Raw genomic sequence first — 14,507 nt, 5'->3', positions numbered from 1 at the left:
AGCTGTAATCTATGCTGATTTATTTAGTTAATGAGATAAATGATTAATCACATTAACTAGATTCCTGCTCGGCTATTGCTCTCAATGCCGCATTTTTGATAACGACATCGTCCATCGGAGGATTATGCAAGCCGGCCCGGACATCCCTGTACATTCTCTCCAGCGGCAATGCCCGTGACAAGCTTGCTCCGCCCACAATCCGCATCGCTTTATCCACGACTTGTATTGCATGGTTCGTAGCCACATGCTTCACTATGCCGCACTCAGTCTTGAGCGCGCTGCGCGCTTCAGGCTGCTCGTCCCAGCGGGCGGCTACGGAATACAGCAAATGCCTAGCCGTTGTCAGCTCGACCTCCATCGAACCAATGAGCTGCTGAACGTTCGGAAGATCGGAGATCGGTCCGGGCAAGCTGTTAGGGCGGTACTGTTTCGCATACCGGACGGCAAAATCCTTCGCTGCCCAAGCGATCCCCAGGTAGCAAGCCGGGATAAACAGCATCCAGCCGCCTCCGTCATTTTGCTTCGGGTACTTCCGCTCCGTCTCCGCTGCTTGCGACACGAATGCATGATCAGGAACGAATACACGGTCCAATACCAGATCATGGCTTCCGGTCGATCGCATCCCTAATGTATTCCAGGTTTCTTCTATAGTAATTCCAGGAGAACGCGTTACCAGAAACTCTCCGTTCCGCTCCTCATCGGCAATTGCGGCCGATACGATAAAATGCTCAAGAATCGGACTGAGCGTGCTGTAGGTTTTTCTCCCGGTTAACAACCAACCGCCGTCCACCTTCTCTGCGACGGTCTGCGGCTTGCCCCCTCTGCTCGGGCTCCCGGTCGCCCGTTCGCTTGCAAAGCTGTTTATCATAGCCCCCTTGGTCACAACCTCCGAGCAGAACCATTCGAACAGCGATTCCGGCCATGGTCTCGCTATACGGTAATGCAGCATATGCCCCATATGCCATCCGACGGAGAGCGCCGAGGAGCCGTCTCCCCGGGCCAATCGTTCTTGTACGAGAGCAAGCTCGTACAATCCGATCTCGTCACCTCCGTACTCTTTCGGAACTGCAAGCTTCAGAAAGCCCGACTTCTTCATCTCTTCAAAATTTTCGAAGGGAAACGAGCCGTCTGCATCGTGCGCCGCGGCTCTGGATGCGAACCCTTCCGCCAATCGGTCAGCCAGCGCCGCCAGCTCTGCTTCTTTTTCGTTCCGTATAAAATAATCCAATGTCCGTCGTTCCGTCATTTGCATTATCCCCTCTTACCGTAATAGGCAGGCATTACGAATCGCGTGCACTTGTTACTTTTTCCACCATTCCAAGGAAAATCCTGCAATAACGGCTTATCCATTGCATTAAGGTAAAAAAAGAGACTACGGACATCGAATCCGTACTCTCTGTTCTCGTTCTATACGCTGCTCCACACGGCCTTCACTTGCTCCCACCAGCTGTAGGTGACGAGCCCCATCGGCACGACGAATGCATTCCACAACATCACGAACGCCAAGGTGATACAAACGCTCTCCACGAGGAAGCCGCTGAATTTCCCAGTGCTCATTAGCGGGACCGCCAGCTTCCATTTCAATGGCGGAAGCGGATGGATCCCCTGCTTGGTGAGCATATCGCAAAGCAGGTGCAGCGTGTACGATAAGGTTCCGGCAATCCACAGGGTGACCCCTAGCCTGATCGATGCGTAATAAAGCAGGCCTCCCCACATCACAACGCCGTATAAGGAATGAGTCAGGCCGCGATGCGGCAGCAGAGCGCATACCATGATCAAGGCACCGGCCGTTCCCCACCAAGGCCCCGCTTCCGCCCCGACGTACAGCAGCAGCCCTCCGAGCAATATCATCAGGATTTGCCGAAACAGCCTCTGATTCACAAGACACATTATGATCAGCAGCGCTCCGGCTCCATAGCTGTAAGGTGTATAAAAGGATTGCAAATAGCAATAGGCAATAAATCCGATTCCCGCCGCCGCAAAAAACAGCTTGATGAAGTTGAGCAGCTTCTTCGGCATCGTTTTTTGCATCAGCAGGCTGTTAGGCTCATCGATATCGGGCAGCAGCGAGCTGATTACCGCAATGGCGGCCGAAGCCAGTGTTATTCCTTGCCCCATGAATTGCATAACGGATAACGTCACGCCCGTGCTTACGATTAAATGGGTTTTTCCTGTCATTCCACGACTGTCTCCTCTTCCTCCCGCAAAGGCATCGCAGCTTGGGACAACTGCCGCGAAGCGATTGCTATATTGTACCATAATTCGCCGAAAAATGCGAACGTGTGTGCGTTTAAAAAAAGAAGCCCTCTTGAAGAGAGCTTCTTTTGTCTTTTGCAGCAAGCTATTATTTTGCAGGCTGGGCTTGCTTGCTGCCGATCATTTTGGCTTGGCGCCAATTTCCCCACACATAATACCAGACGGATAAAATGATTCCGACGGTAAATCCGATGGGGAAGCTCCACCAAATAGCATCGAGTCCGTATTCGGCGCTCAGCCAATAGGAGATCGGGATCCGAATACACCATAATGCAAGGAAGGTCGTTATGAGCGGCACCATAACGGCTCCCGTCGCCCGCACGACACCGGATACGACGAACGTGATGCCGAACAAAATGAATGCCCACAGTGTAATCAGATTGATACGCATACCGATTTCGATCGCCGCGTCGTCCTGAAGAAATAATCCCAGCGCTTCCCGGTTGAACAAATAAATGATGCCTACTAGAACACCTGTCATAAAGAAGTTGATCAATATGCCCATAATGGTCGTTTTATGAACGCGATCCCATTTGCCTGCGCCCACATTTTGAGCGGCCAGCGTCGATACGGCTCCGCCGATCGCCATAGCCGGCATTTGCACATAGCTCGACAGCTGCATAGCTGCACCGAACGCCGCTGTGGCAACCGATCCGTAGCTGTTTACGAGATTAATGACCGCAATGGCGCTTGTCGACACGATCAGCATCTGCAGACCCATCGGGACGCCCTTTTTTACAAGGGAAGCGATGATCTCCCGGTCAAACCGGACATACGGCAAATCTTCGCGGGTAATCCGCAAAAAATATTGTTTCCGGTACAAAAACACAACAAGACAGGCCAAGCTTACGAATTGAGCGACGACGGTCGCTACCGCTGAACCCGAAATACCGAGAGCGGGAACCGGACCCAGTCCGAAAATAAACAATGGATTCAGTACAATATCGAGGAACGTCGAGATCAGCAAGAAATAAAACGGCGTCTTCGCATCTCCCGCCCCGCGCATAATCATCATGATAAAGTTATAACCGTACATAAATGGCAATCCTATGAAAATAATACGTAAATAAGATATCGCATAATCCATAGCGTCGTGCGGCGTGTTCATTCCCTTAAGAATCATCGGTGAGAATATAAGGCCGATGACCGTAATGACAAGCGACAGCAATAAAAAGAACAATGCGCTCGTACCTACAACGCGCTTAGCCTGGGTCTCGTCCTGGGCTCCGATGCTTTGCCCTATTAGTATCGTCGATGCCATCCCGATCCCGAATACGAGGCTTAACAGGAAAAACATAATGTTGTTCGCGTTGGAGGTCGCGGCGAAGGCGCTCTCGCCCAAGTAATTGCCGACCCAAATGGCATTGATTGTACCGTTGAGTGACTGCAGAACGTTACCCATTAATAGAGGTAATGCAAACACAATGAGCTTCTTGCCGATAGGTCCTTCCGTTAATGATGCATCCATCTGATAAGCCATGTACCCACTCCCCGCAGCAAAAGGCAGCCGCAAGCTGCCCTCAACTTGTTTTAACGTTAAAATATTTAGTCGTAAAATTAATTATAATCAAGCGGATCGTAAACGTAAAGTCCAACCCGTTCTCCAACTGTCACAGACATCTTTTTACAAAATGTTAAAAAAATCGATTCCAAACGACATGGACTTTTGGTACTATTATGAAGGTGTTTTTACAGAACTATCTCATCTTATTAAGGAGTGTTTTCATGTCGCAACGCGAAATTCAGGTCAACGAACGGCCGCCTCTGCTGCAAAGCATCCCGTTAAGCTTGCAGCATTTGTTCGCCATGTTCGGTTCGACCGTACTGGTGCCCGTCCTGTTCAAGGTAGACCCGGCAACCATCCTGTTATTGAACGGAATCGGTACCCTGCTGTATCTGATTTTATGCCGGGGTCAAATCCCTGCATTCCTCGGTTCCAGCTTCGCCTTCATCTCTCCCGTCTTTGTCGTGCTGGCCAGCCAGTCCTATGAGTCGGCGCTTGGAGGCTTCATTGTCACCGGGGCGATCTTCATTCTGGTCTCGCTGCTGATCAAATATGTTGGGACGGGATGGCTCGATGTTGTGTTTCCTCCCGCCGCGATGGGCGCCATAGTCGCCGTAATCGGTCTGGAGCTCGTTCCGGTAGCTGCCGAAATGGCGGGTTACATCAAGCCTGCAGCCGTGGATGCGGCCAAATGGAGCTTTGACGGCAAAGCGATTCTGATCTCTACCGTTACTCTTCTGGTTACCGTGATCGGCAATGTTATGTTCCGCGGCTTTCTCAAAATTATTCCTATCCTGATCGGCATCGTGTGCGGATATATCGTAGCGTTCGTCCTAGGTTACGTTAATTTCGAGGCTGTAGCCCAGGCGCCCGTATTCTCGCTTCCTACTTATTACAAGCCTAACTTCAGTCCTTCGGCGATCGCCATCATCGCTCCTGCAGCTCTTGTCGTTATCGCCGAGCATATCGGCCACCTGATTGTAACGAGCAACATCGTCGGCAAAGATTTGTCCAAGGACCCGGGACTATTCCGCTCCTTGCTCGGCAACGGGATATCCACCGTTATTTCCGGCTTTGCCGGTTCGACTCCCAACACGACTTATGGGGAAAATATCGGTGTCTTGGCGCTCACTCGCGTCTATTCCGTCTGGGTCATCGGCGGAGCCGCCGTGTTCGCGATTATCCTATCGTTCTTCGGTAAGCTGGCTGCGTTGATCACCACGATCCCGGCTCCGGTTATGGGCGGCGTTTCCCTGCTGCTGTTCGGTGTCATCGCTTCCTCCGGCATCAGGATGCTGGTGGAGACGAAGGTGGACTATTCGAAAGCGACGAACTTGATTTTGACTACCGTCGTTCTTGTTATCGGAATTAGCGGCGCAGCCGTCACTATCGGCAACTTTTCCTTGAAAGGAATGGCTCTTGCCACGGTTATCGCCATCCTGCTCAGCTTGTTCTTCAAGCTGATTGAGACATTGAAGCTGTCCAACGAATAGCCTTCTTGGATGAACGAATAAAGACATGCATCCGCAGATCTCTTATGTCTGTGAATGCATGTCTTTTTTTGTCCGCCTACACTTTCTTGATCATAAACGAGGAAGCGAAGGCGAATAAGCTGACGATAAATCCATATAAAAACATATTTTCGAAGCCTGCGTAAAAATCGGTCGTTTTGGCCAAAAACGCCCCCATAATCGTGACCCCGATTGCTGTCCCGATATTGCGTGAGAACAGCTGCAGCGAGGTAGATACCCCCTTCTCGTGCGGCTTGACCAGCTGCTGCGATCCGATAACCGAGACGGTTGCAATGAGGCCGAAAGCGAGCCCTTGCACGACCATCGCTCCGAACACGTACCAGAATCCCGTGCCTTCCTTCATGAACAGCAAGGTGACTCCGGACAAGACTAGGAATATGTTCCCGACTACAAGCAGTCGGCCATAGCCCCATTTCAATATCCATTTGCCCGCAGGAACAGCCATCGCCATCCAGCCGAACGAAGTCCCTAGCAAAGCAACACCGCTAATAAACAAGGAGTATCCCTCCTGTTGGAGAAACAACGGCACGTAGCTCGATGCCCCGAATAGCGATACGCAAGCCAGGAAGGAATTGACGATCATCCAGGCGATAGGCGGGTTTTTCAGTAACGACAGCGGTACGATAGGCGATTCATGACGCTTCTCATAGGCAATGAAGATACCGATCACGATGACGCCAAGCAGGGCGTACACATAAATGCTGCTCTCCACAATGGTGGTTAGCAGAAGCAGGCTGACTCCGATCGCGAACAGCACCGCACCGAAATAGTCGACCTTCGACCGCTTCGGCTCGTACACTTCCTTATATGCCCATAACAGACATACCGACACGATGCAGATCGGGATATTAATAAAAAAGATCCAGCGCCAGCTGGCATATTCGACGAACGCAGCGCCCAGCATAGGCGCGAGGATGGCGGACAATCCCCACATCGCGGTGAAAAACGCTTGAATCTTCCCTCTCTGCTCCACCTTGAACAAATCTCCGGCAATGATCGCGGGAAACGGCATCATGACGCCGGCCCCAATCCCTTGAACCGCCCGGAATAAGACGAGCTGCAGCATGGAATTGGAAAATCCGCACAAGACCGATCCGATCAGGAACAGAATGATCCCTACGGCAAAGATCGTCTTTCTGCCGAACATATCGGATATCCGGCCTGCGACAGGAGAGATGACCGTGGACATAATCATATACGAAGCGAAGCTCCAGGCATACAGCTCGAAACCTCCCAGCTCCTTCGTTATAATCGGCATTGTCGTATTAGCGATTGTCGTATCCATGGAAGCGACCAAGTTCGCCAGCACGATGCTGATCATAACGGGCAGCTTGCTCGACGCCGATGTACGCACCGCAGCAGGTGCACCCGTTGACACAGTTGACTCCTCCCCATCTGTAAATATATGTAATTCACTTCGTGAAATATAAACTCAGATTACCATATTCCCGTTAGGTTGCGCAAAATGAAATTACGAAGCAAAAACGCCCGTCCCCTCACAGGAACAAGCGTTGTATGCGGTGATTATCCGTTTTTCTCCAAAATGGAGAAGACGATGGTTTCCCCGTCAGCCTCAACATGAATTTCCACGGAGAAATTGCCTACCTGAACCGTCTGCGTTTCCACCGCCTCCTTCAGGACAACCTGGTTGTACACATTCAGGAATATATTATCGAAGGTAAGGGCGTCATAGGAGAACAAGTAATTGGTGAACGTCTTGATCGCTTCCTTGTTCCGCGCGAGCATGCCTTCCTGGACATGAACCGTAACCCCATACGTCTTGTATTCCGGCTCCAGCCATAAGGAGGCCTCCTCATAATGCTGTGATACGGTAGATTTGCTCAAATCTTTGGCTTTCGTCTCCGCATCCTTATACAGCTTCAGCGTCGTTTCCTCCAGATCGTAGTTCGTCCCTCTCAGCTTAGCCGCTTCCTGCAGCACATCATATGCCTTAAGCATTTTCTGATCAGGGAAGATCAGCTTTTTGTAGCTTCCGTCCTTCGTCGGAACGATTTTCTCAAGCCCGTCTTCCGCCTTCTTCACGTTGATCCGCTTATCCCTATGTACAATCCGTTCCAGAATCGTCAGCGACTCCGCTCTGGTTACGTCCCGGCCGATACCGAAATAGCCGTTCGGGTAGCCTTCCATAATCCCTTTCGTGAAAGCTTCGGCGACGAATTTTTGCTCACGGGCTTTGGCGCTCTGCAAATCTCCGATGCCTGCTGCGGTTGCCATGCTGTACTGCTCATTCTCCAAATATTCCGTTTCCTTAGCCGTATAGTATATGATTTCGGCTACTTGCTCCCGCTTCAGCTTCGCTTTGAAATCGGGAAACTGGGTTTTGCTGATGAAATTCAAATCGCTTGCCAAATCGATGTAAGGCTTCGCCCAATAGCCTACTGTACTAGGCTTGAAATCGAACGTCCGGTAGTCCTGCTGCAAAATGTTTTTGTTCATCGCGCTTAACGACTGCACGAAATCGGTCGTCCATTTGCGTTCTCCGTTCGGATACATTTGGGTATACGACATCAGCAGCATTTTGACGAATTGATCCGCCGTCACCGGCTCGTCCGGTCGGAACGTCCCATCCGGAAAACCGTCCAAGATCCCCTCATTAACCAGACGCATAATGGCGCTCTCCGCCCAATGTCCTTTCACATCCGAAAATTTGGGCTTTTCTGCCGACTGACCGAAAGCGGTTCCCGATATCCCGAAGCATAACACCATGGATAATGAAATCAAGCCAAACTTCTTCATGACCATAATACCCTCTCTTCTCTTTGTTCCGTGTCGTTTTTTGTTAATTTATGTACTAACAGACCATTCTAAGAATAAGGGCAATAGAGTGAAAATGGTATTCACCTTCAATCCTAAAAAATACATGTTTCAACATGGCACGAACGCTAGTTCGAAAGTCTTTATGTCCGTGAATAAAGTCACAAAAACAGCATAAATGCATGAATTGCCGAAGAAAAATCGAAGTATCCGCAGTAAGGATGAGTCAAAACAACTAGAAACGTGAGACTTTATTCCTTTTATTGCTTATTCACGAAAGCTCCATACTCCGATGACCTTGGTCAAACATTTGTTGGTTACTCTGTAGTTGAAACGGGTAATAGCAACAGATTGAATTTTGCAGCCGGAGGTAGCCGTTATGAAATCCTGGACATTATCTATTGCTCTATCCTTAAGCATGCTGCTGCACGGCCAACCGCTCACAGCGGCACAGCCTGCAGCCAAGCCTCTCCTTTCCTTCCATGTCCTGAGCGATATTCACTTCCAAGCTTGGGACAAGCGGTCGCAGGTTAAGCTCCAGGCCGCACTGAATGATCTTAACACGATAAGCCCTGATGCGGACGCATTAATATTTAACGGCGATTTAACGAACGGACGACAGTCAGATTACGATAAGCTGAATGAGCTGTTAATGCGAACAGCTCATCCCGAGGCCGTATATTCAACGATAGGCAATCACGAGTTTTATCAGGCGTGGTATGACGCCAAGGGAAGCTGGAATGAAGCAGGTTTTCCCAATGGGGAAACGGAGCAGGCTTCTATAGGCAGGTTTTTGCAATTCACCAAGGAATCGAGTATTTATTATGAGAAAGAAATCGGGGGGTATCCGTTCTTGTTTCTCGGTTCCGAGCAGTACAGGCAATCGGATGCCGGAAATTCGGAGGATGCTTACTTATCCGACAGTCAGCTGGAATGGCTGAAGCAATCATTGAAAAAGCACGGGGCGAGCCGCAAGCCGATCTTCGTCTTCTTGCATCAGCCGCTTCCCGATACAGTAGCGGGTTCGTCCTGCTGCGTGAACAACCGGTCTGTTATCCAGCACCAGCAGCTAAAGAAAATCCTGTCGGCCTACCCACAGGTCATTTTTTTCACGGGGCATACGCACTGGGAGCTGAAGCATCCCGATACGCTGGTACAGGATCGCTTCGTAATGGTGAATTCTTCTTCTGTCGAGCAGCCGTGGACGGTTGGAGAGGATGGCGGGGAAAGGATGCTGTCTCCGGAAGCCAGCGAAGGCTTGCATGTGGAAGTGTATGACGGAAAAGTAATTATTCAGGGACGCGATTTCCACAGTCAACGCTGGATTCCCGAAGCTCAATATATCATAAGAATGAATACAAAGTAACGAACGGTTATATGACTGCGCTTAGGCCGCCGTATTTGGAGATAGCCAGCAGCAAATCATGGTGAATCGGCAAAATAAACTGTACCGCCCCAAGCGTGAAGATCCCGCTGCGGTTATGGACGGTAGCGCTGCGGACATAGATCTTGTAGTGCTGCATGCCGGCCGACATATTCATCAGCTCGCTGCCTTGACTTTTCCGGTTATGAAAAGCGATGCTTTTCAAGGATGAGGTGTCGAAAGGCACCACGCTGATAATGTCCTCCAGCTTCAAATGGTAATTGGCATGAGGCTTCTGGTAGACTACCTCCTTTGTGGAGACGGTGATACCGAAGTCTCTTTTCTTGTGCGACAGCTTTAAATCGCCTTCGATCGATTTGATCTGGATAAAGTTCTCATTCATAAGAAATCCTCCTTCTTCTGTGTTCCGTGACTTTAACGGCGGGACGGAAGCTCTGGATTCTTGTCTCCTTCGAAGCTTTCAACCAGCATACCACAATCCGGGGATGTACGCACGTTCTTTCCTAATGAGAAAAAGCCTGAAGCATAATTATTTTGCGGATGCTTCAGGCTAAATGGGGCTGCATAGCGGGAGTTGCCGTTACATTATAGCAGCGATTCCACTCCGTCAATATACATCTCGGTCCCGGAAATATGACTGGACGCATTCGAGGCCAGGAAAGCGATGAGATCGCCTACTTGCTCCGGCTGACCCGGACCGTGCTCCAGAGGCTGGCTGCCTTGCGGGTACTGAACCGGAATTTTTATTTTGTTCAGCTCGGGCGTCGGATGCGTGCTCTCACTGATGTGAGTTTGAATGGACCCCGGGCAAATCGCATTGACGCGGATTTTGTAACGGGCCAATTCCAACGCAGCCATTTTGGCAAATGCTACTTGCCCAGCCTTGGACGTGCTGTAAGCAGCCATGCCGAAGTTGGAGAACACCCGGTTCCCGTTAATCGAACTGGTGACAATGATGCTGCCGCCCTCATTTTTCATATAAGGAATTGCGTATTTCACGGTCAGAAACGTTCCCTTGAGGTTGGTGGACAGCGTATGGTCCCAGTCCTCCGGCTTCATGTCCTCGATTGGCGTCTGAACGCCGTTGATGCCTGCATTGGCAAACACAATATCGATCTTACCCCATTGCTTGCCTACCTTTTCTATGGCTTCGCGTACTCTCTCAGGGTCGGAGACGTCCACATCGGCCATAATGGCTTCCGTTTGCAACGATTCGATCTCTGCCTTCACCTGCTCGGTCCGGCTATCCTTCAAATCTAGAAGGCCGATCTTCGCCCCCTGCGCTGCCAACGCGAGTGCCGCGGCTCGTCCGATCCCCGAACCGGCCCCGGTAACGACGGCAATTTTATCCTTGAGCTCCGGATAAGCAGCCTTCGGTTTTTGTAACGTTTGTAAGCTCATGATGCACCTCAATTCTTGTTGGATGTGGGCTTGAAGTCCACGATTATTTTGCCATGTTTCGCAACAATTATGAGGCGCTCGAAACCGCAAACCGTTTGTGCTACAATACTTGATATTGTTAAAAAGTACACGTTCGGAGGGGTTATCGTTTCATGCTAATTATAGGTATCGCCGGTGGGACAGGGTCAGGCAAGACAACCGTCGCCCGCTCCGTAATAGAGAAGCTTGGCAGCGAACAAGTCACCTTTATTTCCCAGGATGATTATTATATGAACCAGAATCATTTGGAGTTTTCCGAGCGGGAGGCGATCAATTACGATCATCCACTGGCTTTTGACAATGAGCTTCTGCTGGAGCATTTGAAGAGCTTGAAAAGCGGAAATCCAGTCAGCGCGCCGATCTATGACTTCTCCACTTATACCCGTTCCCTTGATACGGTGGGGCTGCAGCCTAATCCTATCGTTATATTGGAAGGGTTGCACGTACTGTCCGACGAGCCGATCCGCTGCATTCTCGACATCAAAGTATTTGTGGATACGGACCCCGATGTTCGAATCCTTAGAAGAGCGCTGCGTGACATGCAGGAACGCGGCCGTACGATCGAATCGGTCTATGAGCAATATTTGACTACCGTCAAGCCAATGCACGAAGCATTCATCGAGCCATCCAAAAAATACGCCGACATCATTATCCCCGAAGGCGGACATAACGAAGTCGGCATTAACCTGCTTACGGTTCTGACGGAGAAGTACTTACACGAGCCTTCTGCGTCTCTGCATCCCATAAAAGGATAAGCTGAGGGTCATTCTTCAGCTTGACATTGCACAGCTTGAGCTGATTTTCGGAGAGCTCCAGCAGCTCCCATTCGTCAACAGGCTGGCCCTTGGATTCGAGAAAAGGAATATAGCTTGTCGCGGCGTCATCCTCGAAATCCCAAAATTTCGTTCCGTAGTAAGGCAGCCGGTATACATTGATTAGATTGCATGTATACAACTGCGAGGTTTGTTTATGCTTTAATACAAAAGGCATTGGGCCTGCCTCCTTTACTTCGGATCATAGTGGAAAAAAGACACGATCTCCATCGGAGATGGTGTCTTTTTTGTGCAGAGCTTCGCTTCACTTTTTGAGGCATGTTTCCCCGAGGCTACCCGAAAAGTAATCGGAATCCGCTCCAGAGCTTCGCTTCACTTTTTGGGGATGTTTTTCCTGGGGCTCCCCGAAAAGTAATCGGAATCCGCTCCAGAGCTTCGCTTCACTTTTTGGGGATATTTTTCCCGGGGCTCCCCGAAAAGTAATAGGATTATGCTACGAAGCTTCGCTTCACTTTTTGGGGATGTTTAAAGGTACGGGCTCTCGTGCTTCGCTTTCAGCATGTTCCAGCGGCGCTCTACTTCCGCCTCGAACATTTTGTACGATTCCTCGTACTCCGGTTTCACCATGTGCTTCGTTTTGCCCATCGTTTTGAGCCAATCCGACAACGGAACCTTCTTGTTCTTGTCCTCCGGATTGTACGTAATGTTCGTGACTCCGTGCTCGATCTCATAGAGCGGGAAGAAGCAGGAATCTACCGCCGCGCCAACAATGTTGGAGCCCTGCTCATCCTCGGACAGCCAGTTCAGCGGGCATGCGATCAAAATTTTGCCGTATACCATTCCCTCGTTCTGAGCATACCATTGAGCTTTGGCCGCTTTGCGGACCAAATCCTGAGGGAATGCTTCCGAACCGGTGAAAACATACGGGATATGGGTCGCAGCCATAATTTGAGCCGTATCTTTATGGTGGAACACTTTGCCGCCCTGCTTCGAGCCGACATTCGACGTGGACGTTCTATGTCCCATCGGTGTCGAGTACGACAACTGAGCGCCGGTGTTCATATAGCCTTCGTTATCATATTCAAGAATGATCATTTTATGATTGCGCAGTGCGGCTCCGATTGCCGGTCCCATCCCGATATCCATACCGCCGTCACCGGTGATCATGACGAAAGTAAAGTCATCCTTCAGGTTCAGCTCATCGAGCTCGCCCCGTTTTTTCCGCTCCCAGAACATTTCCACCACACCGGACAGCGTCGCCGCACCGTTTTGGAACAAGTTGTGGATGTAGGTCGCTTTGTGCGCCGAATATGGATAACCCGTGGTAACAACCATGGCGCAGCCCGTGTGGAACAAGGCTACGATATCGCCTTCGATCCCTTTGAAGAACAGCTCGAGACCCGAGAAAATACCGCAGCCCGGACAGGCGCCGTGCCCCGGAGCGATCCGCTTTGGCTTCTTGGTCAAGGAACGGAGCGGCGGAATCCGCACATTCAGCTTGCCGCTGGCTTCATCCGGCGTTACCGTAATAAGACCGGTTTTCAAATCCTCATATTTCATCGGATTCAGCACGCGCTTCGGCGCTTTTGCAGGGTCGCCCGGCGTGTGTCCGTAATAATCGAACGGTACTTCGACCTTGCCCTTATCCAGAGCTTCGATCGCGAACTTGAACATATTATGGCCGTCCTCGGCATAAAAGTCTTTGCCGCCAAGCCCGTAAATACGGCTGATCACCATCGTATCGCGGTTGCCGTGAGTGAACAGAGCCGCCTTGATCTCATTCACCATGTTACCGCCGTGTCCGCCGTAGGAATCAGCTCGGTCGCCCACTGTCAAAGCCTTTACGTTCTTGAGAGCTTCGGCGATAGCCTTTTGCGGGAACGGACGGATCATGTTAGGCGCGATCGAACCTGCTTTGATGCCTTGAGCGCGCAGCTGGTCGACAACGTCCTTGATGATCTCCGACGCGGAGTTCATCAGGAATACGGCTACCTCGGCGTCCTCCATCCGGTACAAGTCCAGAATCGGGTAGTCCCGGCCGGTCAGCTCGGCATACTCTTCCCGGATACGGTCGTAAACGCGTTCGGCATTGTACATTGCAACCGACTGCTGGTAGCAGTTGTTAATGTAGTCCGGCTCGTTCATGTACGGGCCTACGGTAATCGGATGTTCCCGGTCCAGCGTATCGGCGAATCCCGTCGGCGGCTTCTCCCCGATGAAAGCGTGCACATCTTCACGTTTTGCGAACGTTTGGACGCGGCGCTTTTGGTGAGAAGTGAAGTAGCCGTCGGATGCTACCAAGACAGGCAGGCGAACCTCAGGGTCCTCCGCTAATTTGAGCGCCATAATGTTCATATCGTAAACGGCTTGCGGGTCGCGGCACATCAGGATCGGCCAGCCTGTATTCAATGCGTAATACAAGTCGGAATGATCGCCGTGAATATCGAGCGGCCCCGAAACCGAACGGCACACCAGGTTCATGACCATCGGAAACCGTGTTCCCGATTGAACAGGCATCTGCTCCAGCATATACAGGTAACCGTTGGCGCTCGTAGCATTGAACACGCGTCCACCTGCAGTAGAAGCGCCATAGCATACGCCTGCGGAGCCGTGTTCTCCGTCCGCCGGAATCAGCTTGATATCGTGCTGGCCGTTAGCCTTCATTAAATCGAGAAATTGGGCGACCTCCGTCGAAGGAGAAATGGGAAAATAACCCATAATATGATAATTGATCTGGTGCGCTGCATAAGCAGCCATCTCATTACCGGATTCGTATACAATACGCTGCTCTACTTTTCCTTGAGAAATTTCTTTATTAATCTCAATGGCCAACTGGAATTCCA

At 50.7% G+C, this 14,507-nt stretch carries 12 protein-coding genes; 3 read left to right on the top strand and 9 right to left on the bottom strand.

The window, feature by feature from the left end; genetic code table 11:
• Positions 1–52 precede the first annotated feature (52 nt).
• The 3 genes from ACFQ88_RS02280 to ACFQ88_RS02270 all read right to left on the bottom strand — a co-directional run bounded on the left by ACFQ88_RS02280 (position 53) and on the right by ACFQ88_RS02270 (position 3,736).
• Positions 53–1,246 carry an acyl-CoA dehydrogenase family protein gene (locus ACFQ88_RS02280; protein WP_379451493.1) on the bottom strand — a complete coding sequence of 398 codons (1,194 nt, stop codon included), beginning with the start codon at positions 1,244–1,246 and terminating at the stop codon, positions 53–55.
• A gap of 161 nt (positions 1,247–1,407) precedes the next feature.
• The gene (locus ACFQ88_RS02275; RefSeq protein ID WP_379451492.1) at positions 1,408–2,178 is read right to left on the bottom strand and encodes a metal-dependent hydrolase; all 771 of its coding nucleotides are present in this window, start codon (positions 2,176–2,178) and stop codon (positions 1,408–1,410) included.
• A gap of 166 nt (positions 2,179–2,344) precedes the next feature.
• Positions 2,345–3,736 (bottom strand): MATE family efflux transporter, encoded by a 1,392-nt coding sequence (locus ACFQ88_RS02270; protein WP_239634814.1) that lies wholly within the window; start codon positions 3,734–3,736, stop codon positions 2,345–2,347.
• Positions 3,737–3,981: 245 nt separating this feature from the next.
• Here ACFQ88_RS02270 and uraA point away from each other — a divergent pair, with 245 nt between their 5' ends.
• Entirely contained in the window at positions 3,982–5,253 is a 1,272-nt protein-coding gene (gene uraA / locus ACFQ88_RS02265) for a uracil permease (protein WP_239634813.1), read from the top strand.
• A gap of 76 nt (positions 5,254–5,329) precedes the next feature.
• Here uraA and ACFQ88_RS02260 read toward each other — a convergent pair whose 3' ends face one another.
• Together ACFQ88_RS02260 and ACFQ88_RS02255 are read right to left on the bottom strand one after the other, a co-directional pair.
• The gene (locus ACFQ88_RS02260; RefSeq protein ID WP_379453538.1) at positions 5,330–6,613 is read right to left on the bottom strand and encodes an MFS transporter; all 1,284 of its coding nucleotides are present in this window, start codon (positions 6,611–6,613) and stop codon (positions 5,330–5,332) included.
• A 203-nt stretch (positions 6,614–6,816) separates the two neighbouring features.
• Entirely contained in the window at positions 6,817–8,055 is a 1,239-nt protein-coding gene (locus ACFQ88_RS02255; protein ID WP_379451491.1) for an S-layer homology domain-containing protein, read from the bottom strand.
• Between the two features lie 391 nt (positions 8,056–8,446).
• On the opposite strand from ACFQ88_RS02255, the gene ACFQ88_RS02250 reads away from it, so the two are divergent.
• Positions 8,447–9,433 (top strand): metallophosphoesterase family protein, encoded by a 987-nt coding sequence (locus ACFQ88_RS02250; protein ID WP_379451490.1) that lies wholly within the window; start codon positions 8,447–8,449, stop codon positions 9,431–9,433.
• 7 nt (positions 9,434–9,440) lie between these two features.
• Here ACFQ88_RS02250 and ACFQ88_RS02245 read toward each other — a convergent pair whose 3' ends face one another.
• Both ACFQ88_RS02245 and ACFQ88_RS02240 read right to left on the bottom strand, forming a co-directional pair.
• Positions 9,441–9,833: a hypothetical protein gene (locus ACFQ88_RS02245; RefSeq protein ID WP_239634810.1), complete on the bottom strand. Its 393-nt coding sequence runs from the start codon at positions 9,831–9,833 to the stop codon at positions 9,441–9,443.
• A 203-nt stretch (positions 9,834–10,036) separates the two neighbouring features.
• Positions 10,037–10,852: an SDR family oxidoreductase gene (locus ACFQ88_RS02240; protein WP_379451489.1), complete on the bottom strand. Its 816-nt coding sequence runs from the start codon at positions 10,850–10,852 to the stop codon at positions 10,037–10,039.
• A gap of 152 nt (positions 10,853–11,004) precedes the next feature.
• Here ACFQ88_RS02240 and udk point away from each other — a divergent pair, with 152 nt between their 5' ends.
• Positions 11,005–11,646, top strand: a complete 642-nt coding sequence (udk, locus tag ACFQ88_RS02235) for a uridine kinase (RefSeq protein WP_379451488.1) — start codon at positions 11,005–11,007, stop codon at positions 11,644–11,646.
• On the opposite strand, the gene ACFQ88_RS02230 is transcribed toward udk, so the two are convergent.
• Positions 11,582–11,881, bottom strand: a complete 300-nt coding sequence (locus tag ACFQ88_RS02230) for a hypothetical protein (RefSeq protein ID WP_239634807.1) — start codon at positions 11,879–11,881, stop codon at positions 11,582–11,584. The genes udk and ACFQ88_RS02230 overlap by 65 nt on opposite strands.
• Before the next feature lie 308 nt (positions 11,882–12,189).
• Positions 12,190–14,496 (bottom strand): thiamine pyrophosphate-dependent enzyme, encoded by a 2,307-nt coding sequence (locus ACFQ88_RS02225; protein WP_379451487.1) that lies wholly within the window; start codon positions 14,494–14,496, stop codon positions 12,190–12,192.
• Positions 14,497–14,507 lie beyond the last annotated feature (11 nt).

The organism is Paenibacillus sp. NPDC056579, from assembly GCF_042793215.1.
Lineage (GTDB): Bacteria > Bacillota > Bacilli > Paenibacillales > NBRC-103111 > Paenibacillus_S.
The sequence above is the reverse complement of the archived record's forward strand: the minus strand, read 5'-3'. Positions and strand labels throughout refer to the sequence as shown.

Coding starts and splice junctions, on each gene's coding strand:
- ACFQ88_RS02280 (WP_379451493.1), bottom strand. CDS start 1,246: ATGACGGAACGACGGACATTGGATTATTTTATACGGAACGAAAAAGAA.
- ACFQ88_RS02275 (WP_379451492.1), bottom strand. CDS start 2,178: ATGACAGGAAAAACCCATTTAATCGTAAGCACGGGCGTGACGTTATCC.
- ACFQ88_RS02270 (WP_239634814.1), bottom strand. CDS start 3,736: ATGGCTTATCAGATGGATGCATCATTAACGGAAGGACCTATCGGCAAG.
- uraA (WP_239634813.1), top strand. CDS start 3,982: ATGTCGCAACGCGAAATTCAGGTCAACGAACGGCCGCCTCTGCTGCAA.
- ACFQ88_RS02260 (WP_379453538.1), bottom strand. CDS start 6,613: ATGATCAGCATCGTGCTGGCGAACTTGGTCGCTTCCATGGATACGACA.
- ACFQ88_RS02255 (WP_379451491.1), bottom strand. CDS start 8,055: ATGGTCATGAAGAAGTTTGGCTTGATTTCATTATCCATGGTGTTATGC.
- ACFQ88_RS02250 (WP_379451490.1), top strand. CDS start 8,447: ATGAAATCCTGGACATTATCTATTGCTCTATCCTTAAGCATGCTGCTG.
- ACFQ88_RS02245 (WP_239634810.1), bottom strand. CDS start 9,833: ATGAATGAGAACTTTATCCAGATCAAATCGATCGAAGGCGATTTAAAG.
- ACFQ88_RS02240 (WP_379451489.1), bottom strand. CDS start 10,852: ATGAGCTTACAAACGTTACAAAAACCGAAGGCTGCTTATCCGGAGCTC.
- udk (WP_379451488.1), top strand. CDS start 11,005: ATGCTAATTATAGGTATCGCCGGTGGGACAGGGTCAGGCAAGACAACC.
- ACFQ88_RS02230 (WP_239634807.1), bottom strand. CDS start 11,881: ATGCCTTTTGTATTAAAGCATAAACAAACCTCGCAGTTGTATACATGC.